The 24,445-nt window shown below is 62.6% G+C and carries 12 protein-coding genes; 7 read left to right on the top strand and 5 right to left on the bottom strand.

The window, feature by feature from the left end; translation table 11 throughout:
• The first annotated feature begins 29 nt into the window (after positions 1-29).
• The 3 genes from Pan216_RS03325 to Pan216_RS03315 all read left to right on the top strand — a co-directional run bounded on the left by Pan216_RS03325 (position 30) and on the right by Pan216_RS03315 (position 7,830).
• Entirely contained in the window at positions 30-5,288 is a 5,259-nt protein-coding gene (locus tag Pan216_RS03325; RefSeq protein ID WP_145254791.1) for a ThuA domain-containing protein, read from the top strand.
• A gap of 84 nt (positions 5,289-5,372) precedes the next feature.
• Positions 5,373-6,845, top strand: a complete 1,473-nt coding sequence (locus tag Pan216_RS03320) for an arylsulfatase (protein ID WP_145254788.1) — start codon at positions 5,373-5,375, stop codon at positions 6,843-6,845.
• A gap of 748 nt (positions 6,846-7,593) precedes the next feature.
• Positions 7,594-7,830 (top strand): hypothetical protein, encoded by a 237-nt coding sequence (locus Pan216_RS03315; protein ID WP_145254785.1) that lies wholly within the window; start codon positions 7,594-7,596, stop codon positions 7,828-7,830.
• A 355-nt stretch (positions 7,831-8,185) separates the two neighbouring features.
• On the opposite strand, the gene Pan216_RS03310 is transcribed toward Pan216_RS03315, so the two are convergent.
• From Pan216_RS03310 to Pan216_RS03300, 3 genes are read right to left on the bottom strand one after another with little or no spacing between them, the layout of a single operon-like run.
• The gene (locus Pan216_RS03310) at positions 8,186-8,482 is read right to left on the bottom strand and encodes a hypothetical protein (protein ID WP_145254782.1); all 297 of its coding nucleotides are present in this window, start codon (positions 8,480-8,482) and stop codon (positions 8,186-8,188) included.
• A 34-nt stretch (positions 8,483-8,516) separates the two neighbouring features.
• Positions 8,517-9,308, bottom strand: a complete 792-nt coding sequence (locus Pan216_RS03305) for a hypothetical protein (RefSeq protein WP_145254779.1) — start codon at positions 9,306-9,308, stop codon at positions 8,517-8,519.
• 23 nt (positions 9,309-9,331) lie between these two features.
• The gene (locus Pan216_RS03300; protein WP_145254776.1) at positions 9,332-11,197 is read right to left on the bottom strand and encodes a glycerophosphodiester phosphodiesterase; all 1,866 of its coding nucleotides are present in this window, start codon (positions 11,195-11,197) and stop codon (positions 9,332-9,334) included.
• 2,411 nt (positions 11,198-13,608) lie between these two features.
• Between Pan216_RS03300 and Pan216_RS03295 the strand changes: the two genes are divergently transcribed.
• From Pan216_RS03295 to Pan216_RS03280, 4 genes are all read left to right on the top strand, one after another.
• Complete coding sequence (locus tag Pan216_RS03295) at positions 13,609-16,785, top strand: DUF1553 domain-containing protein (RefSeq protein ID WP_145254773.1); 3,177 nt, start codon at positions 13,609-13,611, stop codon at positions 16,783-16,785.
• Between the two features lie 5 nt (positions 16,786-16,790).
• Complete coding sequence (locus Pan216_RS03290; RefSeq protein WP_145254770.1) at positions 16,791-18,308, top strand: DUF1501 domain-containing protein; 1,518 nt, start codon at positions 16,791-16,793, stop codon at positions 18,306-18,308.
• A gap of 259 nt (positions 18,309-18,567) precedes the next feature.
• Positions 18,568-19,416, top strand: coding sequence for a 3-keto-disaccharide hydrolase (locus Pan216_RS03285; RefSeq protein WP_145254767.1), 849 nt, complete (start codon positions 18,568-18,570; stop codon positions 19,414-19,416).
• A gap of 242 nt (positions 19,417-19,658) precedes the next feature.
• Positions 19,659-21,158: an OprO/OprP family phosphate-selective porin gene (locus tag Pan216_RS03280; protein ID WP_419193208.1), complete on the top strand. Its 1,500-nt coding sequence runs from the start codon at positions 19,659-19,661 to the stop codon at positions 21,156-21,158.
• Between the two features lie 161 nt (positions 21,159-21,319).
• On the opposite strand, the gene Pan216_RS03275 is transcribed toward Pan216_RS03280, so the two are convergent.
• Positions 21,320-22,099 (bottom strand): carboxylesterase family protein, encoded by a 780-nt coding sequence (locus Pan216_RS03275; RefSeq protein WP_419193207.1) that lies wholly within the window; start codon positions 22,097-22,099, stop codon positions 21,320-21,322.
• Between the two features lie 157 nt (positions 22,100-22,256).
• Positions 22,257-24,371, bottom strand: coding sequence for a glutamine synthetase III family protein (locus Pan216_RS03270; RefSeq protein WP_145263585.1), 2,115 nt, complete (start codon positions 24,369-24,371; stop codon positions 22,257-22,259).
• Positions 24,372-24,445: the final 74 nt, after the last annotated feature.

The following is a 24,445-nucleotide window of genomic DNA, read 5'->3' as shown; positions in this document are numbered from 1 at the left end:
GCGATGGCCCCGAAGTGAGGAGTTCTCCATTGTCTCGAAGCCTTCCCATCATCGTGGCCCTGATCCTCGGCGGCATGACGCAAGCGGCGACTGCCGACAAGAACGCAACCGACCGCAAGAAGGTCGTGATCATTGCCGGCAAGAAGAGCCACGGCCCCGAGGGCAACGGCATCCACGACTATCCCTGGTCCGCTCGGCTGCTCAAGGTCATGCTCGACCGCTCGACCATTAGCGACCAGGTCGAGACCGAGTTCCACCTCCATGGCTGGCCCAAGGATCCCAGCACGCTCGAGGATGCCGACACGATCATGGTGATCTCCGACGGGCGCGACGGCGACAAGTACGAGGAGGCCCCCTTTCTCCGCTCGGCCGAGCGTATGAAGTTCATCAAGACGCAGATCGATCGCGGTTGCGGCTTCCTCACGTTTCACTTCTCGACCTTCGCTCCCGATAGCGCCGCCGACCAGGTCCTCGACTGGACCGGAGGCTACTTCGACTGGCAGGGAGAGGACGGCAAGCGCCAATGGTACTCGGCGATCAAGACCCTCTCGACCGACGTCGAACTCGGTTCCCCCGACCATCCGATCTCACGCGGCTTGACACCCTTCCGCATGAAGGACGAGTTCTACTACAACATCCGCTTTCGCGAGAGCGACCCGCGTCTGAAACCGATCTGGATCGTCCCCGAACTCTCCGGCCCCCGGCCCAATGGCGGTGTGGTCGCTTGGGCGGTCGAGCGTCCCCAGCGCGGACGCGGCTTCGGCACGACCGCTGGGCACTTCTACGCCAACTGGAAGAACGAACACTTTCGCAAGATGATCCTCAACGCCATCGCCTGGACCGCCGGGGTGGAGGTCCCCGAGCGCGGCGTCGACGCTCCCTACCTCTCGCATGAGGAGATCGAGCGAGCCCTCTCGGGCGACGATACCGGCTCCGGCGATGTCGAGCCGATCGACGTGCTGATCGTCACCGGTCATCAGCACCCCTCTCACAAGTGGCAAGAGACGACCCCCGCCCTCGCGGACGCGGTGCGAGCCGTCGCGCCGGGAGCGAAGGTCACGATCACCGAACACCCCGAGGACCTCGCCCGGCCCGATCTTTCGACCTACGACGTCGTCGTGATGAACTACTGCAACTGGAAACGTCACGGACTCAGCCAGGCGGCCAAGGACAACTTCACCAAGTACTTGCGTGAGGGGGGTGGGCTCGCCATCATCCACTTCGCCAACGGCGCGTTTCACTTCTCGCTACAAGGGGCCGACAAGTCGGATTGGCCCGAGTGGCGAAGCAAGATCTGCCGCCGCGTGTGGGATCATTCCCCCGGCGCCGGCCGGAGCGGACACGACCGCTACGGTTCGTTTCTCGTCGAGATCGACGAGACCAACCACCCGATCACGCAAGGCATGAAACCGTTCGAGACGATCGACGAGCTCTACTTCCGACAAAAGGGAACCGAGCCGATCGAGGTGCTGGCGACCGCCCGGTCCGAGGTGACGGGCAAGCACGAACCGATGGCGTTCGTCTATCCCTATGGCGAGGGTCGTGTCTTCCAGACCGTCCTGGGTCATGCCGAACAGTCGATCCGCTTGCCCGGCCCGGCGACGCTCATCGGCCGAGGCATCGCGTGGGCGGCCGATCGCCCGCTGACTCCCGTGGCGTCAACGGCGTCGACCGAGCCGAAGGCCAAACCAGAGCCTTCGAAAGAGACGCTTGTCGACGGTCGGTTCGGGAAGGCCCTCAATGCGAGGGCGAGCACGGCCGCCGCCGACCAACTGCCCGGCTACGCGGAGTCGCCCCTGACGGTCGAGTGCTGGGCCAAGATCGATGCCAAGCGAAGCTACAACATCCTGATCGCCCAGGAACTGAAGGCCTCCGGCGCCCACTGGGAACTCTTCACCATGCCGGGCACCGGGTTCCTGACCGCCTACCTCCCTGGGATGACGCCGGACCACGCCCGCAGCAAGACGAACATCTGTGACAATCGCTGGCACTATGTCGCGATGATCTTGGAGGAGAAGCACGTCCGTCTCTTCGTCGACGGCAAGCAGGTCGCGGACCAAGCGGTTGAACCGACCGATCGCAAACGCGTCCCCGGTCCGCTCGCCTTCGGCCGGCTCGCCTCGGGGCGCATGGGCTGCGCCGGCTTGCTTGACGAAGTTCGAATCTCGAGCGTCGCGCGAGCCATCGGCGCCCTGCCCGAGACTCCCTTCGAACCCGACGCGGCGACGCTGGGACTTTGGCATTTCGACAACCTCGACCAGAAACTCTTTCCCGACGCTTCGGCGACCACGCATCCCGCCCGGATCAAGCTCGCCACCGAGCCCGTTCCCTCGGCGAACTTCAAGTACCACCTCGACGATCCAAACCTGAAGATCGTCAAGATCGACTCCTCGAAGGACGAATCCTTCCTGTCCCTGCGCGCCGATGCCGAAGGCCGTCTCTTCGTGGGTGGCCGCGAGGCTCTCTTCGTCTACGAGCCGAACGAGACCGGCGGCTATTATCCGCGCCACCTCCTCTTCCGTTTCCCTCCGGACACGTGGATCAACGACCTCGAGATTCGCGGCGACGATGTCTACTGCATGACACCCGGAGCCCTCTATGTCTTCCCCGACGCCCGCGTCAAGCGGGAGCACCCACAGCCGAAGCGATTGATCTGGGGCACGCCGGTCGACCTCCACGTTACCTACCACGGCTTGGGCTGGGGGCCGGAGGGAAATCTCTACTTCGCGTCGGGCGACCCGCTGTTGCGCTACGGTCTTGGACGGACGCCGCCCGATCATTGGGGACACTGGACGATCCACACTCAGCCGAAGGGGAGCGTCTTTCCCTTCACCGGCACCGGAGCCTTCTACCGCTGCCAACCCGACGGCAGTGAGCTGGCGGTCGTCGCCCAAGGAACTAGGGGAAGTTGCGGGCTCGCGTTCGATCGCGACTGGAACCTCTTCTCCAACGACAACGACCACGAGAGCAATCCGAAGGACTACGTTCCCGGACGCTTACTGCACGTCGCTCCGAAGGCGAACTTCTTCTGGCCGCGCGGCTGGATGGCGGTGAAGACGCCCCAGCGTGCCGATCTGCTGCGAACGATGTTCGACGGCATGGGCCGCGCCGTTCCAGTCGGCCAGAGCTACTACCACGAGGAGTTTCTTCCCGAAGAGTATCGCGACAGTCTGCTCGTCGCCCGTTGGGGCCAGCGGCGCATCGACCGCTATCCGCTTGCCCGCCGGGGGGCCAGCTTCTCCGCCGAGCAAAAACCGCTGCTCATCGGCGAAGGAACGGCACGTCCCGTCGGCGTCACCGTCGGCCGTGGCGGGCGGATCTTCGCCGCCATTAGCGACATGAAGGGCAACGCCTACTCGCCGAAGTATCCCAGTGATCTCATCATGATCACCCGCAAGAACGACCGCGCCGACCATCCCTTTGAGTCCTACGACATCACGAGCGTCGATCCCGACAGGCTTTGGGGCGAGCTGGAGAGCAAATCGTGGTGGCGCCGGCAACGGGCCCACGTCGAGATCTTGCGACGCGGAGGAACCCTCCTCGACAACGCCATCGACCGACTCGCCACATCGAACGCGACCTCCCCGTCGCGGCCGCACCTCGTTTGGCTCGTGGGCGCCAGCGGAAGCGAAGAGGCAAGGAGTGCCCTCACCAAGATCGCCCAAGACCCTGCCGACCCGCTGCGGTTGCAAGCGATCCGGGCCCTTGGTGAATTCAGCCAGCTCGAAACGCCGAGAGAGCTCTTCATCGCCGCCCTTGAGGATGACGATCCCGCGATCAAGCATGCCGCGATGACCGCTCTCTTCGACCGTCCGGGTCCATTGCCCCAATCTCTTTGGGAGGAGGCCGCCCGCGATCAGGATAGCTACCTGCGTCAGGCCGCCGCGTTCCTGAGCGCCGAACAAGCGACGATCGACGAGCTGCGTTCGCTTTGCCAAGCCTCCGATGTGCCCGGTAGACTCGCAGGCGTTCTCGCCACCGGCTTCCGCCTTACCGTGCCCGCCAACGACGCCAAGCTTCCGGACGATTTTCCGGTGCACCTCCCGCGAAGCGGTAGCGTTTGGGATGCCAAGACAACGCTTCACTACGCCGACGGGACGGTCGACAACCTCGAACACGGCCGGATCGGCAGCTTCACCACCGCCGACCATTGGAACCGGATCAAGGAGACAAAGGAGGCGACCCAACTTCGTGATCTGCTCGCCGAGCGTCTCCGGGACGACGACAACGCGGTCCGCTCGCAAGCGGAGTACTTTCTTTCGCTCTTGCACGACGAGAAGACCGACTCCCTCATGGCGCGGCTGCGTCAACAGCGGGAGGACGAGCGGATGTCCAAGCTGGACCAACGGACTGTTCCCCAAGTTTGGACCATCGGCCCCTTCGCTTCCGGCGATGCCGACGCCCAACACCTGAAGTCGATCGAATCGGGTCCCGTCGACCTATCGGGAACTTTCGGCTCCCACCAATGGCGCGTCATGGACACGAAGAAGCCGACGGCGAGCGAGTCCGGGTCGCCAGGAACGCGTTACCACTACTTCCGCCTGGCGAGCTTTGGAGGAAGCGAGGCCCAGCTCGACGTTCCCGGCACCTTTCGGTTGTGGCTCAACGGCGTCGCCCTGCCGCCGGGCAAGGACATGACACGTTTTGACCTCCAGCCCGGAAGCAACGATCTGCTCGTTCGCCTCGACGGGACATCGCCCGGTGACGCGCTGATCCGCTACCGGGCCACGGGCCAAGTGGCGGCGATCCTCCCGGAGAATCTGGGCGGAGTCACGCTCGCGGAACGTCTCCGCTCGTCGGGGTCGACTCCCGAGAACCTCGAGGCGTTCCTCGGACGCGATTGGGCCAAGGAGGCCGCCAAGGGCAATGCCGAACGGGGCCGGAAGCTCTTCGGCGCCGATGGGCTCGGTTGCGTCAAGTGCCACGGCATCCTGCCGAATCAAGCGGCGGGGGGAGCTCCAAGCCTCGCCGACGCGCGGCGCCGCTTCGCCGTTGCCCACCTGGTGGAATCGATCCTCGCTCCCAACAAGCAAGTCGCCCCCCTCTTCCGCTCGACCATGATCGTGACCACCGACGGCGATCCGATTTCGGGTCTGGTCGTCGGCGAAGAGGATGAGGTCGTCCACCTCCTTCTCCCCAACGCGACCCGACGCTCGATCCGCAAGGACGAGATCGAGGTCCGCCGTCTTCAAAAGACGTCGCCGATGCCCGCGGGATTGGTCAAGACGCCCGAGGAACTCCGCGACCTCTTGGCGTACCTACGCGGCAAGACCGTCAAAGCCCCGTAGCTCGACCGCCGCTACGCGTTGACTCCCTCTCGGCGGACTCCGATACTAGGGACCCAGTGAGCGACCCTCTAGCGGAGACCCAACATGCGTTCCCTTCTCCCTCGAGCGACCACGCGTCGCCTCGAGTCTTCTCGTCGATGGCTGAACCGAGCCGTTCTCACCCTCCTCGGCTGGCTACCCGTCGGCCTGTCGCTGGTGTCGGCGCCCGCCGCTGAAGCGGCCGCGCCAGGTGAACCACCCAACATCATCTTCATCAACGCGGACGACTTGGGTTACGGCGATCTCGGCTGCTACGGACAGAAGCGGATCAATACCCCGGCGATCGACCGCATGGCGACCCAGGGATTGCGGTTCACCGACTTCTACGCCGGCAGCACCGTCTGCGCCCCCTCACGTGGTGTCCTCATGACCGGCTACCATGTCGGCCACGCCCGCATCCGCGGCAACCACAAGCCTGACATGCCCTTGGCACCCGAGGACGTCACCGTCGCCGAAGTCCTCAAGGACGCCGGCTACACCACCGCGATCATCGGCAAATGGGGACTCGGCGAGGTCGACAGCACCGGCTACCCCACGCGGCAGGGCTTCGACACGTTCTTCGGCTACCAGAGCCAGATCGAGGCGCACAACTTCTACCCCGAGTTCCTTCACCGTGATGGCGCCAAGCAGCCCCTTGGCAACAAGCTCGCTTCCTTCAACGTCGCCGAGAAGCGAGTCGACTACTCGCACGACCTCTTCACCGAGGAAGCCCTCGGCTTCATTGAGGAGAACAAGGATCGCCGCTTCTTCCTCTATCTGCCCTACACGATTCCGCACGCCAACAACGAAGGAGGACGCGCCACCGGCGACGGGATGGAGATCCCCGACCACGGCGACTATGCCTCGAAGGATTGGCCGAACCCCGAAAAGGGTCGCGCGGCGATGATCAGCCGACTCGACAGCGACGTCGGGAAGATCCTCGCGAAGCTCGACGACCTCGATCTGTCAACGAAGACGATCGTCTTCTTCACCAGCGACAACGGTCCGCACAATGAAGGCAACTCGAAGTCAACCTTCTTTGACAGCAATGGGCCACTCCGGGGGATCAAGCGCGATCTCTACGAGGGCGGGATTCGCGTACCGATGATTGTACGCTGGCCGGGCAAGGTGCCGGCGGGGAAGGTGAGCGACTATCCCTGGAACATGTGCGATGTGCTTCCGACCCTGGCGGCGATCGCGGGAACCCCGGCTCCGGAGGGGATTGACGGCATCTCCGTCCTGCCGGAGCTACTGGGCGAGAAGCAACCTCCCCATCCGCCGATGTACTGGGAATTCCACGAGCGTGGCTTCTCCCAGGCCGCCCGCATCGGCAAGTGGAAGGGTGTCAAACGTTCGATCGACGGCCCGATCGAGATCTACGATCTCGACCAAGATCTCGGCGAGGAGAAGAACGTCGCGGACGAATATCCGCAAATCGTCGAACAGATGTCGGAATACCTACACGGCGCCCGCACAGCGGACCCGAATTGGCCGATGAAGAAACCGGCTAGGAAAAAGAAGAACCCGACGAAGAAGTAGACCGTCAAGAAAGCCCAAGCCCCTCTTCCAATTCCCCATGGAAGAGGGGCTCCACACCCCACAAGACGGTTGGCAATCCGTTGATCTGATCCATGCCGACAGGGAACGCTCTTCTCGACCAACCTCGCCGTCGTCGAGATCGGCGAGCGGTTCGCGATCACATGGGCCGCATCGCGCAACGGAGCCGGTTGTAGGGTCGAATGTTCTGACGAAGATCACCTTCTCTTGACGCTTGTACCATAGGTCTTTCGGCAAATCCAGTATCGTTGACCCTAGATCTTCCCCTTTAAGATCACGGCCTCTCCCCGGCCCCGAGACCGCCGGTTTTGACTCATCATTGTCACCGCGCGAGCGTTCTTCCCGACCCGGCGAGGCCACCGCACTCCCGCCACCGGACGCGAACCTCGGCGTGTCGTGATTGGGGGCATTTGGGTTCGGAATGGGGCCACTTTTGATGAAATCGGTCCGAAATCGGGCCATTTTGGTTCAGAATGGAGCTAATTCGGGCACAAATCTTCACCTATACCATACAATTCACCTGTCTGCTGAACCCCTCTCCGGCCTCTCCGGATCGGCGGATATTGGGCGTCTCGCTCTCCGGTTCGGAGAAAGCCTTGGCAAGGTGACATCATGATGTCATGACGATGGGATCGAAGCCTGATCGTCCGAGAAGCGTTGCCCCCCGGCTTGGCCGCATGGTACAAATCAAGGGGACCGGAATATCGTCGAGTCTCGGGGAGTCCATCTCATGAAACATCACCCTCTTGCCCCCTACCGCGACCCAAAGGCCGATGACTGGTGGTTGGCATTCACCTTCTGGAGTTTTCTCGCGTTCGTCGCCTTGATGGGCGGCCTGGTCACTTGGTCCCATTACAAAACGCGCCAGAGCATTCAGCGGCACAAGGAGGAGGAACGCCACCACGTCGTCGCGGCGGCGCCGAGTCCGGAGGTCGTCGCCGGTAGCACCAAGGCTCGACTGACCTAACCATGACACACTCGTCGCGAGGGAAAATGAGACGGCCGTTTCGGCATCGCTGACTACCGACTCCTTCCCAAGCTCTTGAGATCCTTGCTCACCGCGACGGTGTCGTGCCGTCGTAGCACTCGAGTCGCCATCGCTCATTCGCGACAAACGCTACACGTCGATGGACTCGGCTTCGGCTCGTCGTCCGACTTGGCGCTTTCCGGAAACCGCGGCCAAGGACGGTGACTCCCGGCGACGGAGATGGGGGCGTGATGCCTCCGTCGGGAATTGACGAGGGCACGAAGAAGAACTCCTCGCACTCACCCCTGGTCAGTGCGGAACCTGACGATGATCCAGCGTAAGCTTCACACCCAATTCACCCATCGACAACAGATACGAGCCACGTTTCAAGCACCATGACCGCGTCGTCGAGGGGCTCTGGCTCACCGGACGCGTTCGACGCGCATGGGGATGGCGCGGAGGCGGAGGGATTGGGCCAGCATGCCGCCGACGCAGGGAAACCACGAACGAAGTCACCCATCAGGACGACACCAACCGGCGCCCAGCGTTCCGCATCGAGCACCTCGAGCGGCGCGACTGCCCCGCCTTCGCGCTTGAGTTTGTCGGCAACGTCTATGCCGTGGGATCGTTCGGCGACGACGAGCGTGAGCATGGCACCCCAGAGTCGTCTGGCTGTGGCCCAACGACTAGGATGTCCACCAGCCCCTCCAGCCGGCCACCATCAGCGAGGCCTGCCCAAGGGCCATCCACACGAGAAACGACACCAGCACGAAGGCGGCGATCATCAGCCACCAGTCGATCCGGGCACGGAGGTTTCCGACCTCCCCGCGGACCGTGGTGATCTCGGCGCCAAGGCCATCGACGGCGCTCGTGAGCGTTCCCAGGGTTTCCCGAAGTTGGCCCGCGAGCGTCGCGAGTTGCTTGAGGCGATCGGCGGGAAGCTCCCCTTCCGCAACCCCCTCGAACCGCGCTCGGATCTTGTCCGCTTGGCTGATCGCACGCTTGACCTGCGCCTCGACCGACTGAACCGCGTCGAGCAATCGCGACGCCTGCTCCGAGGAGATCAGGCCGGCGGGAACGCGTCCCCCTCGCAGTGCCTTCTCGATGACACCCGCGCCCGCCTGGGCGACGCCGAGAGCCCCTTCGAGTGACGCAATCCGGTCGGCGACGCGGTCGGCGATCTCGCGCAGCAGGCGGTTCTCGACATCGGGCGACTTCGTGGTCCGCGCATGGGGATCGAGAGTCCGCTGCTCGAACTCATCGGCCAGGGACTTGAGGGAGCCGAGCCGCTTGCCAACACCCTCCACCCCTTGGGCCGCGGCGTCGAGGAGGTCGTCGATCGTCCCGGTCACGCTGGCGACTTCGCCCACCACGATCCCGGTGCCGACCCCGACCCCAATGGTCATGACCAGGCAGATCGCTCCGCCGACGAAGCCGAGCAGCAGAAAGAGGAGAGGAAAGAGTCGCTTCTGGGTCATGTCGTCACCAAGTGGGTCTGTCGTCACTGCTCGTCGATCTTGGGAGACACCCCGAGGGCCGGGGAGAGCTCCAGCAGAAGTCGCTGCGCCGGGCTCATCTCCGCACGCTGCTCGAGGACGCGGCGAGCAAGCGCGGGCTTGTCCGTCAAGAGCCCATCGACGCCCCGACCAATCATGGTCGACATCGTGGCCGCGTCGTTGACGGTCCAGACGAAGATCTGTTTGCCATTTCTATGAACCCGCTCCACGAGGGAACGGTCGACGAAGGCGGCGTTGACGGCGAGGAAATCGGCCTCGATCTTCTTCACGTTCCCGATCGAAACCGACATGAGTTGCCCCACGCGCCACTGTGGGCGAATCTTCTTCATCGTCCGTACGCCAGCCGCCTCGAGCGACATCGCCATCACTTCGTCGTTCATCCCGGCGTCGCCGACGATGCGGGCAACGCGCCGCTCGAGGTCTTGGTCGTGGCCATAGTATTTCAGTTCGATGTTCACGCCGATCTTGCCCTTGCAGATCCGCAGCACCTCGGCGAGCGTCGGGACACGCTGGTCGGTGAACTCGTCGCCGAACCAACCGCCGATGTCGATGGAGCCGAGCTGGTCGGTCGTGGCGTCCCAAATCTTGAGGTTCTCGCCGGCGAGCTTCATGAGGTCGCTGTCGTGAAAGACCACGACCTCGCCGTCGGCGGTCTCTTGCACGTCGAGCTCGATCCAATCGGCGCCGTCGGCGATCGCTTGGCGAAACGAGGCAAGTGTGTTCTCCGGCGCCGCCTTTGACGACCCCCGGTGAGCCATGACCAGGACATCGTCCTCGAGGCGAACGCTGCCCAACGAGCTTGCCCCGATCAAAGCGGCCAGGAATCCCCCGATCACGCCGGCGACAAGCAGCCGTTTGGGCGTCATCCATCCGATCACTCGCGGCGGTGCTTCGTGGCCAAGCTCGATCGAGATGGGATCCGCGCCAGTTGCTCGCCCTCGCTCCAGGTAGAGATGACTCAACAATGTCGCGAAACTGATCGTGCCGAGCAGGTTGACGACGAGATTCGCCAAGCCTCCCAGGAGCAAGACGGCGCCGACCGCGAACGCGAGCAGATGCAAGGATCCGGTCGACGCCGGTACTATCGCCCGGCCCACGAGCCCGACGAATGCCGTCAGCACCAACGACACCAACGATGTTGCCAGCAACCATCCGACGAGCCAACCAACGATCGCCCCCCGGCCTCCTCGGGTTCGTTCGGCGCTCAATTTCAAGGCGGTGATGCCCGAGTTTCCCTCAAAGAGGACCAGCGGCAGAGCGTAGAACCAGCGGGTCACCAGCCAGAGCAAGGTCACCATCAGCCCGACGCTCAGCAAGGCGCCGATCCCGACGGCCACGTGAAATACCGGCGGCCGTTCCTTCAGGTAGTAGTTGATGTCGTAGCGTGACAACAGGCTGACATAGACCAGCCCGGCGACAATGACGAAAGGAGCGATCGCCGCGAGGACCAACGCGACGATGCGTGCGGTCACCTTCAGCACCGACCAACCATGGGAGAAGGCGTAGCGGAGGGCGGGCACCGGACCGACCAACTTGCCAAGTCGACTCGCGACCAGGATCCCCAAGAGGGAGGCCTGCTCCAAGGCGACGATACCGAGCCAAAGGGCCCCAACGAGCACGAAGACGAGCCAACCGACCGGTCCCAACAGAAAGCGAGCGATGTCGACATCGCAAAGGACCGAGGTTCCCGCGAAAGCCAACAAGGTACGGAGCGAAATCGCCACGAGCGGCGTCAACACCACGAAGGCGACCACCTTAAAGAACAGATCGGTGATGACCAAGGACTGCCAACAGGCCGCGAATGAACGCCAGGCACGCCTCGGCTCGGTCGGTGCTGTCGGTTCCCCCATCCCTGTCCCCTATTCTCGACGCCACGAGATCCCCGCGACACTCCTCCACCCCCAGTGCCGATGTATGAGCCAGGTTCGCCGGTGTCTCATTCCGATGTCCCGACAAATCGTCACCACTGGAAGAACTTCACCACTGGAAGAACTTCACCACTGGAAGAACTTCACCACTGGAAGAACTTCACCACGGAGGACGCAGAGGATCACAGAGGAGAAAGAAAGGTCGGGCCCTTCGTCCCAGATGGCGATCCTCATGACGTACGGATCCGTGGAGCGAAGCCAGGCTCTCGATGGAATTCGAGGAGAGATGAGTCGTCACTTCTAGAACGTCGATTCCATCGCCGGAACCACCACTGGCGTTACTCGCATCACCCTCTTCCTCTGTGCCTCTCCGCGGCCTCCGTGGTTAGCACTTGGATTTCACCACAGAGGACCCAGAGGATCACAGAGGGAAGAGAAGGTAGTAGTGGGACCGGCCTTTTGGTTTGAATGCTCTCCTGCCAAGCCGAGCCCCAAAAGATGACGTGTCGTCAATCGAGATTCTTGACACGAGAACTCATCGCACGACCCTTCCGTCGGATCGCCGGCAAGCCCACTCGCCACACCCTCTTCCTCTGTGCCTCTCCGCGGCCTCCGTGGTTCACACTTGGATTTCACCACAGAGGACCCAGAGGATCACAGAGGGACGAGAAGGTAGTAGTGGGGCCGGCCTATTGGCCTGAATGCTCTCCTGCCAAGCCGAGCCCCAAAAGATGACATGTCGTCAATCGAGATTCTTGACACGAGAACTCATCGCACGACCCTTGCCGTCGATCGCCGGCAAGCCCACTCGCATCACCCTCTTCCTCTGTGCCTCTCCGCGGCCTCCGTGGTTAGCACTTGGATTTCACCACAGAGGACCCAGAGGATCACAGAGGGACGAGAAGGTAGTAGTGGGGCCGGCCTATTGGCATGAATGCTCTCCTGCCAAGCCTAGCCCCAAGGGGATGACATGTCGTCAATCGAGATTCTTGACACGAGAACTCATCGCACGATCCTTCCGTCGGATCGCCGGCAAGCCCACTCGCGACACCCTCTTCCTCTGTGCCTCTCCGCGGCCTCCGTGGTTCACACTTGGATTTCACCACAGAGGACCCAGAGGATCACAGAGGGACGAGAAGGTAGTAGTGGGGCCGGCCTATTGGCCTGAATGCTCTCCTGCCAAGCCGAGCCCCAAAAGATGACGTGTCGTCAATCGAGTTCCTTGACACGAGAACTCATCGCACGATCCTTCCGTCGATCGCCGGCAAGCCCACTCGCCACACCCTCTTCCTCTGTGCCTCTCCGCGGCCTCCGGGGTTCACACTTGGATTTCACCACAGAGGACCCAGAGGATCACAGAGGGACGAGAAGGTAGTAGTGGGACCGGCCTATTGGCCTGAATGCTCTCCTGCCAAGCCGAGCCCTAAAAGATGACGTGTCGTCAATCGAGATTCTTGACACGAGAACTCATCGCGCGATCCTTCCGTCGGATCGCCGGCAAGCCCACTCGCCACACCCTCTTCCTCTGTGCCTCTCCGCGGCCTCCGTGGTTAGCACTTGGATTTCACCACAGAGGACCCAGAGGATCACAGAGGGACGAGAAGGTAGTAGTGGGACTGGCCTATTGGTTTGAATGCTCTCCTGCCAAGCCGAGCCCCAAGGGGATGACATGTCGTCAATCAAGATTCCTGACACGAGAACTCATCGCACGACCCTTCCGTCGATCGCCGGCAAGCCCACTCGCATCACCCTCTTCCTCTGTGCCTCTCCGCGGCCTCCGTGGTTCACACTTGGATTTCACCACAGAGGACCCAGAGGATCACAGAGGGACGAGAAGGTAGTAGTGGGGCCGGCCTATTGGCCTGAATGCTCTCCTGCCAAGCCGCGAACGCGATGCTGAAGACACAACGGAACAGTCGCACTTGACGATTGTGCCACACATGACACCGACCCGCAGCTATTGAGTTGTCTCTCATCGTCCGTGCGGGTGTGACCGATTCTGACCATCGCCACCTGACCACCCAGCCCCCCCGCTCCTTGACAGTTCCCGCGCTGGGTGATAGGCTCTTAAGGACATACCGAGCTACCCTCTCATGGAGAGGGACCGTGCTGACCGGGTGACTCCTCGATGAGGAGAAGACAAGCTGGTCGGCTTCTTTCCCGAAGCACTGCTCATTTCCATCCTCCTGTCCCGTGACGTTCGGCCTTGCGCCGACCACGGAGCGCACCGGGAAGGGAGAAATGACGTGGCGGCTCGTCCCCCTCTCACTTTCCCTCTCCCCACGGACCGGAGGACGCTGGACCATGCTCCAGCCGACGGATTCCGCGTGTCCCCCCACTTCGCCGGGACGCTCGGAAGAGTGCTAGCCGGTACTTGAGGAAGAGCATTCGCCATGAGCTTCGCCCTCCCCTTGGCTGTCTCGACGGCCCTTTTCGCGGCATCGCCCGAGCGTCCCGCGACGGCCCCGACGATCGATTTCGGCCGAGACATCCGCCCGATCCTATCGGACAACTGCTTCTCCTGCCACGGCCCCGACGAAGCCGAACGCGCCGGCGGCTTCCGACTCGACCTCCGCGATGAGGTCCTCAAGGAAGCCGATTCGGGCGAACACCCGATCGTTCCCGGCAACATCGCCTCCAGTGAAATCATCGCCCGCATCACCAGCGACGACGAGTCGATGCTGATGCCTCCGTCCGAGAGCAACAAGCACCTGACGCCGGCGCAGATCGACTTGCTCCAACGCTGGGTCGCGGAGGGAGCGAACTGGCAAGAGCACTGGTCCTTCGTCCCGCCGACGAAGCCCAAGCCGCCCGCCGTGACAAGGGAGAAGTGGCTCAACAGCCCAATCGATCGATTCATCCTCGCGCGGATCGAGGCGGCGGGGCTCTCGCCGAGTCCCGAGGCCGATCGCACCACGCTCATCCGCCGGCTGACGCTCGATTTGACCGGCCTGCCGCCCACGCCCCAGGAGGTCGACGCCTTCGTCAACGACACCTCGCCCGACGCGTACGAGAAGCTGGTCGATCGCTTGCTCGGTTCGAAGCATTTCGGCGAACGGATGGCGGTGATGTGGCTCGACGCGGCTCGCTACGGCGACACCAGTGTCTTCCACGCGGACGGCTATCGCGACATGTGGGCGTGGCGCGATTGGGTGGTCGACGCCTACAACGCCAACAAACCCTTTGACGAGTTCTCAATCGAGCAGCTCGCCGGCGATCAGCTTCCCAATCCGACCATCGAGCAGCGCCTCGCGACCGGGTTTCATCGCAACACGCCCACCACCGACGAGGGGGGTGCCATCGCCGAGGAGTACCGCGTCGAGTACGTCGTCGATCGCGTCAAGACGACGGCGACGGTGTGGCTTGGGCTGACGCTCGAATGCGCCCAGTGCCACGATCACAAGTATGATCCGTTCTCGCAGCGGGACTACTACCGCTTTTACGCCTTCTTCAACGTCAGCGATGACAAGGGCATGCAGTCGCGTCGCGGCAACGCCGAGCCGATGCTCGAACTCTTCGACCCCGAGAAGCAGCGCCAACTGCCCGGTATTCGCGAGCGAATCGCGGCGAAGAAGGGCGAGATGCAAGCCGTCGAAGCGACCGCAGCCACCCACTTTCGCGAGTGGCTCCGCAATCAGGACTATTCCCAGCCCGAGCAACCCTCGATGCCCGCGGGGGCGTTGGTTCACACCATGCTCGACGAGGGCAAGGGGAAGGTCATCGCCAAGATCCTCGGCGACGAGCAGGGGACCGCCACGAAGGGAACGCTCAAGGGGAACGCTCTCTGGACCGAGGGGAAATTCAACGGCGCCCTGAAGTTCGATGGCAAGACGGTGGTCGATCTCGGTGACGTCGGGAACTTTGAACGATCCGATCGCGTCAGTTTCGGCGCCTGGGTCAATCCGGAGAAGAACGCCAACGGGGCGATTCTCGCGCGGATGAACGAGGGGAACTCCCATCGCGGCTTCGACATGCTCCTGGAAGGCCGCAAGATCTCGGTCCACCTGATCAACTCCTGGGCCGGCAACGCGATCAAGATCACGACGAAGAAACAGCTCGAGCCGAAGAAGTGGCAACACGTCTGCGTGACCTATGACGGATCGTCCAAGGCGAAGGGCCTGACGGTTTACGTCGAAGGCGAGCCCTGGGAAGCGACCGCCTCCCACGATAGGTTGTCCGCGTCGATTCTGTCGAAGACGCCCTTTCATCTAGGAGGTCGACGGAGCGGGTCGAGGCTGAACAACTGCGCGGTCGACGATGTCCGTTTCTACGACCGCGCGCTCGAGGCCCTGGAAGTCCAGACCCTCGCGGAAACCGATCCGATCGAGCCGATCCTCGCCCTGCCGGCCCATCAACGTTCGCCGGAGCAAGTCGCCACCCTTCGCCGCTACTACTTTCTCGAGAAGGAACCGGAGTATCGCTCGCTCAGAGAAGAGTTGGACGGTCTGGAGAAGACCGAGTCGGAGCTGAAGAAACCGCTCACCTCCGTGATGGTGATGCGTGACATGCCCAAGCCGCGCGACACCTTCGTCCTCAACCGCGGGGCCTACGATGCGCCGACGAAGGAGAAGGTCTCGGCCGCGACGCCGTCGATGCTCCCTCCCATGGCGAGCGAGCTTCCCTCGAATCGGTTTGGTCTTGCAAGCTGGCTCTTCCAACCCGATCACCCGCTGACCGGACGTGTCGCGGTGAATCGCTACTGGCAAATGCTCTTTGGTACGGGGCTGGTGGCAACGCCGGCCGACTTTGGGTCGCAGGGCCAGTTCCCGACCCATCCGGAACTTCTCGACTGGCTCGCGGTCGACTTCCGCGAGAACGGCTGGGACATCAAACGGTTGCTCAAGATGATGGTGATGTCCTCGACCTACCGGCAGACCTCTCGCGTCACGCCGGAGCTGCTCGAACGGGATCCGACCAATAAGCTCCTCGCTCGTGGCCCGCGCTTCCGGCTCCAAGCGGAGTTCATCCGCGACGGCGCCCTGGCGATCAGTGGCCTGATCAACCTCAAGATGGGTGGGCCGGGCGTGAGGGCCTACCAACCGCCGGGGCTCTGGAAGGAAGTCGGCTTGAGCGGACGACCGATCTTCAAGCAAGACGCGGGGGACAAGCTCTACCGACGCACACTCTACTCCTATTGGAAGCGTTCGGCTCCCCCACCCAACATGTGGCTCTTCGACGCGCCGACGCGCGAGACCTGTACCATCAACCGTCCGCGGACCAACACCCCGCTGCAAGCGCTGGTGATGCTCAACGACGTGCAGTTCGTCGAAGCCTCTCGGAACTTCGCCCAGCGTATTCTCAACGAGGCGGGCAAGAGCACCGACGATCGGTTGGGCTACGCGTTCCGCTTGGCGACCAGCCGGGAACCAAACTCGGCCGAGCGGGCGGCGTTGGCGGACGTTCACGCCGCGGCGCTGGAACGTTACCGCGCCGATCAGTCGGCCGCGACCAACCTACTCTCGGTCGGTGACAGCCCACGGCAGATGGCGCTCGATCCCGCCGAGCATGCCGCGTGGACCATCGTCGCCAGCACGATCCTAAACCTCGACGAGACACTGACGAAGGAGTGACCCCCATGGATCCGATCCTCGAGTTCCATCGCCAGATGACTCGTCGGCAGTTGCTCAGCGGCGCGCGCACCTGCATCGGCGCCGCGGCGCTCGCCCAGTTGCTCGGCGTGACCGACAGCGTCGGCGCGGCCGCTCCCCAGGGGGTGCTCCCCGGCGCCGCCGGACAAGGCGCGACACCAGCCGGCGAACCGAAGCCCTCGTCGCCAGGCATCCCGGGCCTACCCCACTTCGCCCCCAAGGCCAAGCGCGTCATCTACCTCTTCATGGCGGGCGGGCCTAGCCACATCGATCTTTTCGACTACAAGCCGGCACTCAAGAAGATCCATGGCACGGAACTGCCCGAGTCGATCCGCAACGGCCAGCGTCTCACTGGCATGACCAGCGGCCAAAAGTCGTTCCCCTGTGTCGCGCCGATGTTCAACTTCGAGAAGGTTGGCAAGCACGGCACCTGGGTCAACACCGACGTCTTGCCGCACATGTCGAAGATGGTCGACGAGATGACAATCGTCAAGTCGATGAACACCGAAGCGATCAATCACGACCCGGCGATCACCTACATCAACACTGGGACGCAGCAGCTCGGCCGACCGAGCATGGGGGCCTGGCTCAGCTACGGGCTCGGCAGCCCGAACAAGAACCTGCCGACGTACGTGACGATGATCTCCATTGGAGCCCGGCCGGGACAAGCCCTCTATTCGCGGCTCTGGGGAAGCGGATTCCTTCCCTCGAGACATCAAGGCGTTCAGTTCCGAGGCTCGGGTGACCCAGTCCTCTACCTCACCGATCCGCCCGGTATGGACCGTACGCTGCGACGCAAGATGCTCGACGGCCTGGCGAAGTTGAACGCGGAGCGATTCGACCAGATCGGCGATCCCGAGATCAACGCACGCATCTCGCAGTACGAGATGGCCTACCGCATGCAAACGTCAGTGCCCGAACTCATGGATCTCAAACGCGAGCCCGACGCGATCGTCGACATGTATGGGGAGGACGCGAAGAAGCCCGGCACCTTCGCCGCCAACTGCATCCTCGCCCGGCGACTCGCGGAGCGGGGAGTTCCCTTCGTCCAGCTCTTCCACCGCGGCTGGGACCAGCACGGCAACCTGCCCAAAGATCTTCGCAAGAACGGCAAGAGCGTCGATCAGCCGGTGGCGGCGCTGCTCAAGGACCTCAAGCAACGGGGCATGCTCGACGAGACGCTGGTGGTCTTCGGCGGCGAGTTCGGCCGTACGATCTACTCGCAGGGCAAGCTGACCAAGGAGAGCCACGGCCGCGATCATCATGGCCGCTGCTTCTCGACTTGCTTGGCCGGAGGCGGCATCAAGCCCGGCTTCGAGTACGGCAAGACCGACGACTACTCGTACAACATCGTCGAGAACCCGGTCCATATCAACGACCTCAATGCGACGATTCTTCACTGCCTGGGCATCGACCATCGTCGTTTCACGTTCAAGTATCAAGGTCTCGATCAGCGGCTCACCGGCGTCGAGGATCGCCACGTCGTCAAGGAAATCTTGGCGTAGCGATCTGTTGGTCGCAACGGCTTGAGTGCCGCTGGCCACTCGTCGGCCAGTGCCAAGGCGTCGGCGTTGCGTCATCCCCTCGGACGCCCTGCCCACGCTTACGTGGGCATGCTGAGAAACGTCGCGCTCTCGGCCCCGCGCCGAAGCGGCCAGAAACAAGCCGCCCCGTTGTCTCTTCTCGGCTCGCCCGTAAGACTTGTTAGAAGGCCGCCAACCTCGACCATGACGCGGCCGTCGGGACTTCGCCGGGGCACTTTCGATGAAACGACCAATCAACACCTTCTCTCTCGTCGCGACCCTTTGCGTGGGAACGCTCTCGCTACTCGTGGGACCAGAAGCGTTCGCCCAGATGGGGGCGGAGCAGATCACGCTCAAGCCGCCGTTCTCGAAGTTCTCCCCCAATCAGAGCAAACTTCCCGCCAAGCCCCCCGCCGGCGCGGTGATGCTCAGCGGGGAGAAGCCGAGGTTCGTCAGCATGAAAGGGGATCAGATCGATTGGCCCGTCGAAGATGGCGCCCTCGTCTCGACGCGAGGGGAAGCGCAGCCGGGCAAACCGCGCTCGAACCACATCGCCTCGACGTACCACTTTCGCGACGCCGACATCCACGCGGAGTTCAAGCTTCCCAAGGGCAACAAGGAAGGCAACAGCGGCCTCTACCTGCACGGCAACTACGAACTCCAAATCCGCAACACCCACGACAAGAAGAAGATGACTCAGGACGACATGGGCGCCGTCTACGGCTTCAATCCCCCGAAGGAAAACGCGGCCTTGCCGCCGGGAGAGTGGCAGGTCTATGACATTCGTTACCGCGCCCCGCGTCGCGACAAGGACGGCAAGATCACCAAGAAGGGTTCGATCACCGCCTGGCTCAACGGCAAGAAGGTCCAGGACAACCTTCCCATCGATGAGCCGCGTTCAAAGTTCCACCCCTATCGCTACGGCACCAGTCCCTACCTCGAGAAGGTCGCGAAGAAGCAGCGAGAGACCTCGACCGGGCCGCTGTTCCTCCAGGACCACGACGCCGCCGTTCGCTTCCGAAACGTTTGGGTCATGCCGCTCGACGACAAAGCGGGCTTCTACGAACCGGGGAAGGAACAGAAGTCGTAGCCGAACTCCTTCCGCGACACGTCGAGCCAATCGATTCCGACGATGAACAAGATCGTTGTCCCAAAGATGACCACTCTTCTTTCCCCGATGGGGCAGCTTTACTCTTCTCCTCCCACCTATTTTTGGGCATAGACCTCCTCTCGGACAGCAAACGATGACGAGTTCGTGGTTCCAAGGATGGAAGGCGGCATCCCATGTCTCCTAGATCACCTGTTCGTTGGTGCAAGGTCAGGGCGCGATGGATGCTTCGCGCAGGTTTGCTAGTGGTGGCCCTGGTCGCGGCGCCCCTCCGGGCGCGCGAACCCGAGGCCGCGCCCGCGATCTTCGTCGACTTCGAGCAACTCGTCGACGTGGAGAGGGAGCCTCTCGCCGGGGCCACGCGAATTCCCGCAACGGTTCGTCCCGATCTTGGCAACCGTCAGCCCATTCTCCCAACCGTGCAACTCGTCCCCGCTCCTGATAGTGACAATGCCGTCGTCCCCGAGGACATCCTCGAAGACCTGGGGGAACCGGAAGCGACCCAACTCATGCCCGTCCCCGAGAGCAACGAGTCGATGGTGCCGAGCGATATCCTCGAGGATCTGGGCGACTGGGTAGCCCCTGGCCAACAGGAGAAGAAGAAGTACCCCAATTTCGCGCTGACGGGGTTGGTCGAGCTCGACTCGGCGTGGATTTCCCAGAGTCCCGCCAACGTCGAATCGGTCGGGGTGATCGACGACGAACTCGCCTTTCGGCGCGCCCGGGTGGCGGCCTACGGGTCGATCGTCGAGCATCTCTCCTACATCCTCGAAATGGACTTCGCTCTCGCGGGCCGCCCGAGCTTCGTCGACGCGTTCGCGGAGTGGGATTCGATCCCTCTTCTGGGAACGGTGCGCGTCGGTCGCTGGCGGCAACCGTTCGGGCTTGAATCACTCAGTTCGATTCGCGGCATCACCTTCCTCGAACGGGGGGAGCCGATCGCGTTGGCTCCGTTCCGTCGAACGGGTGTCGGCTTCTTCAACTACGCGAAGAACGAGCGCGTGACGTGGGCCCTCTCAACCTTCCGCAGCACCACCGACCAATACGGCAACGCGTTTGGGAACCTGGGAGGACAAGGGCTCGCCGGACGGGTCACGGTCCTTCCCATCTACAAGGACGGCGGGAGGCGACTATTTCATCTCGGGGCGAGCTACAACTACATGAACCCGGGCAACAACACCGCCCGCTTCTTCAGCCAGCCGGAGATCTTCTTCGACGAACTCGCGACGGGTGGAACGCCTCAATTCGTCGACACCGGCAACATCGACAGTCAGTACTACAGCGTCTTTGGAACGGAGATCGCGGGCGTTCACGGCCCCTGGTCGGCCCAAGCCGAGTGGATTCCGGCGTCGGTGCAGCAGACCGGGGGACCCCAGCTCTTCTTTTCGGGTGCGTACGCCTACGTCAGTTACATCCTGACGGGAGAGAGCCGTGGCTATGATCCCAAGCTCGGCGTCTTCACGCGGGTCACGCCAACGAACAGCTTCGACCCCAAGCGCCCCCTCTGCTTCGGAGGCGCGTGGGAACTGGCCGCCCGCTACTCGTACCTCAATCTCAACAGCGAAAACATCACGGGCGGCGAAATTCAAGACTTCACTTGGGGTGTGAACTGGTACCTGGTCACTCGCTTCCGCCTCCAATTCAACTACATCCACACCCTGCTCGATCGCGACCTCAACAGCACGGCCAACAGTTTCGCACTACGAGCCCAGTTCGACTTTTGATGTCCGGATGGGCGAGTTCGTGACATGACGTCTTGCCGATCGTGCGGGCGAGAACTTGACCAGTCGCAGGCCTTCCCCGCATGCCCACGATAAGCGTGGGTCTCATTGGCGGCATCCAAGGCAATTTCACGACATCGCGCACCGATGGAACGATGCGTCGACTAGGCGGCCTTCGCCGCCTTCCGCTTGCTTCGAGCCTTCTTCTTCTCCTTCGGCTTGGGTTCCTGGCGCTCGTGCTTCAGGAGCCACTCGTAGAGTTCCGGGTTGTCGTAGGTCTCGGTCCAGGAGTCGTGACCGGCCTCGGGATAGACGGTGAGCTTGGGCTCGCCCTTGTTCTTCTCGATTGCGTTGACCATCGCTTCGGAGCGTTCGAGGGGAACGGCTTTATCCTTGGCTCCATGGAACGCCCAGACGGGCAAGTGATTGATCAGCTTCCCCCAATAGGCCTCGCCGCCGCCGCAGACCGGCGCGATCGCGGCGAAACGATTGGGAGCATACGCCGCCAACCGCCACGTTCCGAAGCCCCCCATGCTCAATCCCGTGACATAAATGCGGTCCTTGTCGACGCTGTACTTCTTCTCGATCTCGTCGAGGAGCGCCATCAGCTCGATCGGCTCCCACCACTGCGTGTCGGGGCACTGGGGCGAGACCACGATGAATGGGAACTCCTTGCCCGCCTCGACGAGCTTCGGGGGACCATGCTTCTTGACCAACTCCAGATCGTCACCGCGCTCGCCCATGCCATGCAGGAAGAGCAGCAGCGGCCACGACTTCTTCTTGGTGTAGTCCTCCGGCAAGTAGAGCAAGTACCCCATCTCGACGGGGACCTTGGTCTTGAGCCGAGTCTCCTTCTGGGGGGCTTTGGACTTCTTCGGCATGGGTGATTCATCGTCGGCTAGCGGAACGAGAGCCAACAGGGACAAGACAAGGGAAAAAGACATCGGACTGCTTCTCCAGGTTTCGTTCGGACCATCGAGTTTCGATTGTAGCGTTCGCCGAAGCCGGAAGCACTCTTCGGAATCAGAGCTCAAGAAATGACACGGGCCCGGCCTTGTAAGCCGAGCCCCATGTCGATCAGACGGCAGCAAGCAACTCGCGTTACTTGATGAAGAGCATCTCTTGGTAGGTCGGCAATGGCCAGAGGTCGTCGGCGACGATGCCTTCGAGTTCATCGGCGACCGCGCGCACCTTGAGCATGGCCGGCAGAACCTCGTCACAGCAGTGACGCGACTCGGCCTTCATGCACTCGTTGCCATTCTTGCCCATCGCGGAATTGAGTTCGGCGATGCTGTCTTGAAGTGACTTGACCAGAGCGGTCATGGTGTCGAGCGTGTCGGTGTCGAACTCGTAGCCGACCGCCTTGAGGTTGGCACACGCCGAGGCCAACTCGGCTTGGTAACGAATCGCGGCCGGGAAGATGAGCGTCTTGGCCATCTCGAGGGTGAGATTGGCTTCGACGTTGACCGACATGACGTACTGCTCGAGGTAGGTCTCGAGGCGGCTTTCGAGCTCACGCTCGGAAAGAACGCCGTACTTCTCGAAGAGTTCCTTGACCTCCGGCTCCTCGAGGATGGGAAGAGCGTCCGCGGTCGTCTTCAAGCAGAGAAGGCCACGCTTCTCGGCTTCGTCGTGCCACTCTTGGCTGTAGCCGTCGCCGTTGAAGACGATGGCGCCATGCTCGTTCATGATCTCGGTGAGCAGCTTTTGCAGTTCGCCGTGGAGCTTACTGGCATCACCACCGGTCGCCTCTTCCAGCTTGGTCGCGCAGTAGTCGAGCGACTCGGCGACGATCGTGTTCATCGCGACGAGCGGACCGGCGATCGACTGGTTCGAACCGACCGCGCGGAACTCGAAGCGATTGCCGGTGAAGGCGAAGGGGCTCGTCCGGTTGCGATCGCCCGCGTCCTTCGGCAGCGGCGGCAGGACGTCGACACCGACGGTGAGCGTTCCCTTCGGAAGCGAGGAGTTGGCTCCACCTTTCTTGATCTGCTCGAAGATGTCGGTGAGCTGATCACCGAGGAAGATCGAGATGATCGCCGGGGGAGCTTCGTTGGCACCCAGACGATGATCGTTGCCCGCCGAAGCGACGACGGCACGCAACAGCCCCTGGAACTTGTGCACGGCGCGAATGACGGCGGCACAGACGAGCAGGAACTGAGCGTTCTCGTGCGGGGTGTCGCCCGGATCGAGCATGTTGCCCTGCGAAGCGCTACCGAGCGACCAGTTGACGTGCTTACCCGACCCGTTCACGCCAGCGAACGGCTTCTCGTGGGTGATGCAGGTCATGCCGTACTTTTCGGCAACGCGCTTGAGCGTCGTCATCACCAACTGCTGATGGTCGGTCGCGATGTTGGCGAACTCGAACATCGGCGCGATCTCGAATTGGCCGGGGGCCACTTCGTTGTGACGCGTCTTGACGGGGATGCCGAGCTTGAACATCTCCCGCTCGCCTTCGAGCATGAAGGCCAACACGCGCTCGGGAATCGCCCCGAAGTAGTGATCGTCGAACTCTTGCCCCTTCGGCGGCTTGGCGCCAAAGAGGGTCCGGCCAGCGTTGAGCAGGTCGGGACGAGCGAAGAAGAAGTTGCGATCGATCAGGAAGTACTCTTGTTCCGGACCGGCCGTGGAGGAGACCAAGGCACCATCGGTGTGGCCGAAGAGCTTCAGAACGCGCTGGGCTTGGGTGTTGAGCGCCTGCATCGATCGAAGAACCGGCGTCTTCTTGTCGAGGGCTTCGCCGGTCCACGAGACGAACGCGGTCGGAATGCAGAGAGTCGTTCCGTTGGCGTTCTCAAGGATGTAGGCCGGGCTGGTGACGTCCCAAACCGTGTAGCCACGGGCTTCGAACGTGACGCGGATGCCACCGGTGGGGAAGCTGGAGCCGTCCGGCTCACCCTGGATGAGCTGCTTGCCGCTAAACTCGGCCAAAGCGCCGCCGGTACCGTCGGGCGAGAGGAAGCTGTCGTGCTTCTCGGCGGTGAAGCCGGTGAGAGGGTAGAAGACGTGAGCGTAGTGCGTCGCCCCTTTTTCAATCGCCCAGTCCTTCATCGCGGAGGCAACGACATCGGCGACTGACGTATCGAGCTTGGCACCGGCGTCGATCGTCTTGCAGAGTGCCTTGAAGACCGACTTGGGCAGTCGTTTCTTCATGACCGCCCTGGAGAAGACGTTGGCGTTGAAGAGTTCGCTGGTCGGCTCCTCCTGAAAGTTCATCGGAGGGGCGCTCGGCTTGTAGTTGGTCACGGCCGAGATCGCCGCCGCCCGTGCGGTACCCACGGGGGACTTGT

Source organism: Kolteria novifilia (assembly GCA_007748055.1).
GTDB classification, from domain to species: Bacteria; Planctomycetota; Planctomycetia; order Kolteriales; family Kolteriaceae; genus Kolteria; species Kolteria novifilia.
Note: the sequence above shows the minus strand (reverse complement) of the source record. Positions and strands in the feature narration are given on the sequence as shown.

Excerpts from the sequence above, each read along its gene's own strand:
- Pan216_RS03290 (WP_145254770.1), top strand. The coding sequence starts at position 16,791 with ATGGATCCGATCCTCGAGTTCCATCGCCAGATGACTCGTCGGCAGTTG.
- Pan216_RS03320 (WP_145254788.1), top strand. The coding sequence starts at position 5,373 with ATGCGTTCCCTTCTCCCTCGAGCGACCACGCGTCGCCTCGAGTCTTCT.
- Pan216_RS03305 (WP_145254779.1), bottom strand. The coding sequence starts at position 9,308 with ATGACCCAGAAGCGACTCTTTCCTCTCCTCTTTCTGCTGCTCGGCTTC.
- Pan216_RS03275 (WP_419193207.1), bottom strand. The coding sequence starts at position 22,099 with ATGTCTTTTTCCCTTGTCTTGTCCCTGTTGGCTCTCGTTCCGCTAGCC.
- Pan216_RS03315 (WP_145254785.1), top strand. The coding sequence starts at position 7,594 with ATGAAACATCACCCTCTTGCCCCCTACCGCGACCCAAAGGCCGATGAC.
- Pan216_RS03285 (WP_145254767.1), top strand. The coding sequence starts at position 18,568 with ATGAAACGACCAATCAACACCTTCTCTCTCGTCGCGACCCTTTGCGTG.
- Pan216_RS03280 (WP_419193208.1), top strand. The coding sequence starts at position 19,659 with ATGCTTCGCGCAGGTTTGCTAGTGGTGGCCCTGGTCGCGGCGCCCCTC.
- Pan216_RS03300 (WP_145254776.1), bottom strand. The coding sequence starts at position 11,197 with ATGGGGGAACCGACAGCACCGACCGAGCCGAGGCGTGCCTGGCGTTCA.
- Pan216_RS03310 (WP_145254782.1), bottom strand. The coding sequence starts at position 8,482 with ATGCTCACGCTCGTCGTCGCCGAACGATCCCACGGCATAGACGTTGCC.
- Pan216_RS03270 (WP_145263585.1), bottom strand. The coding sequence starts at position 24,371 with ATGAACTTTCAGGAGGAGCCGACCAGCGAACTCTTCAACGCCAACGTC.
- Pan216_RS03295 (WP_145254773.1), top strand. The coding sequence starts at position 13,609 with ATGAGCTTCGCCCTCCCCTTGGCTGTCTCGACGGCCCTTTTCGCGGCA.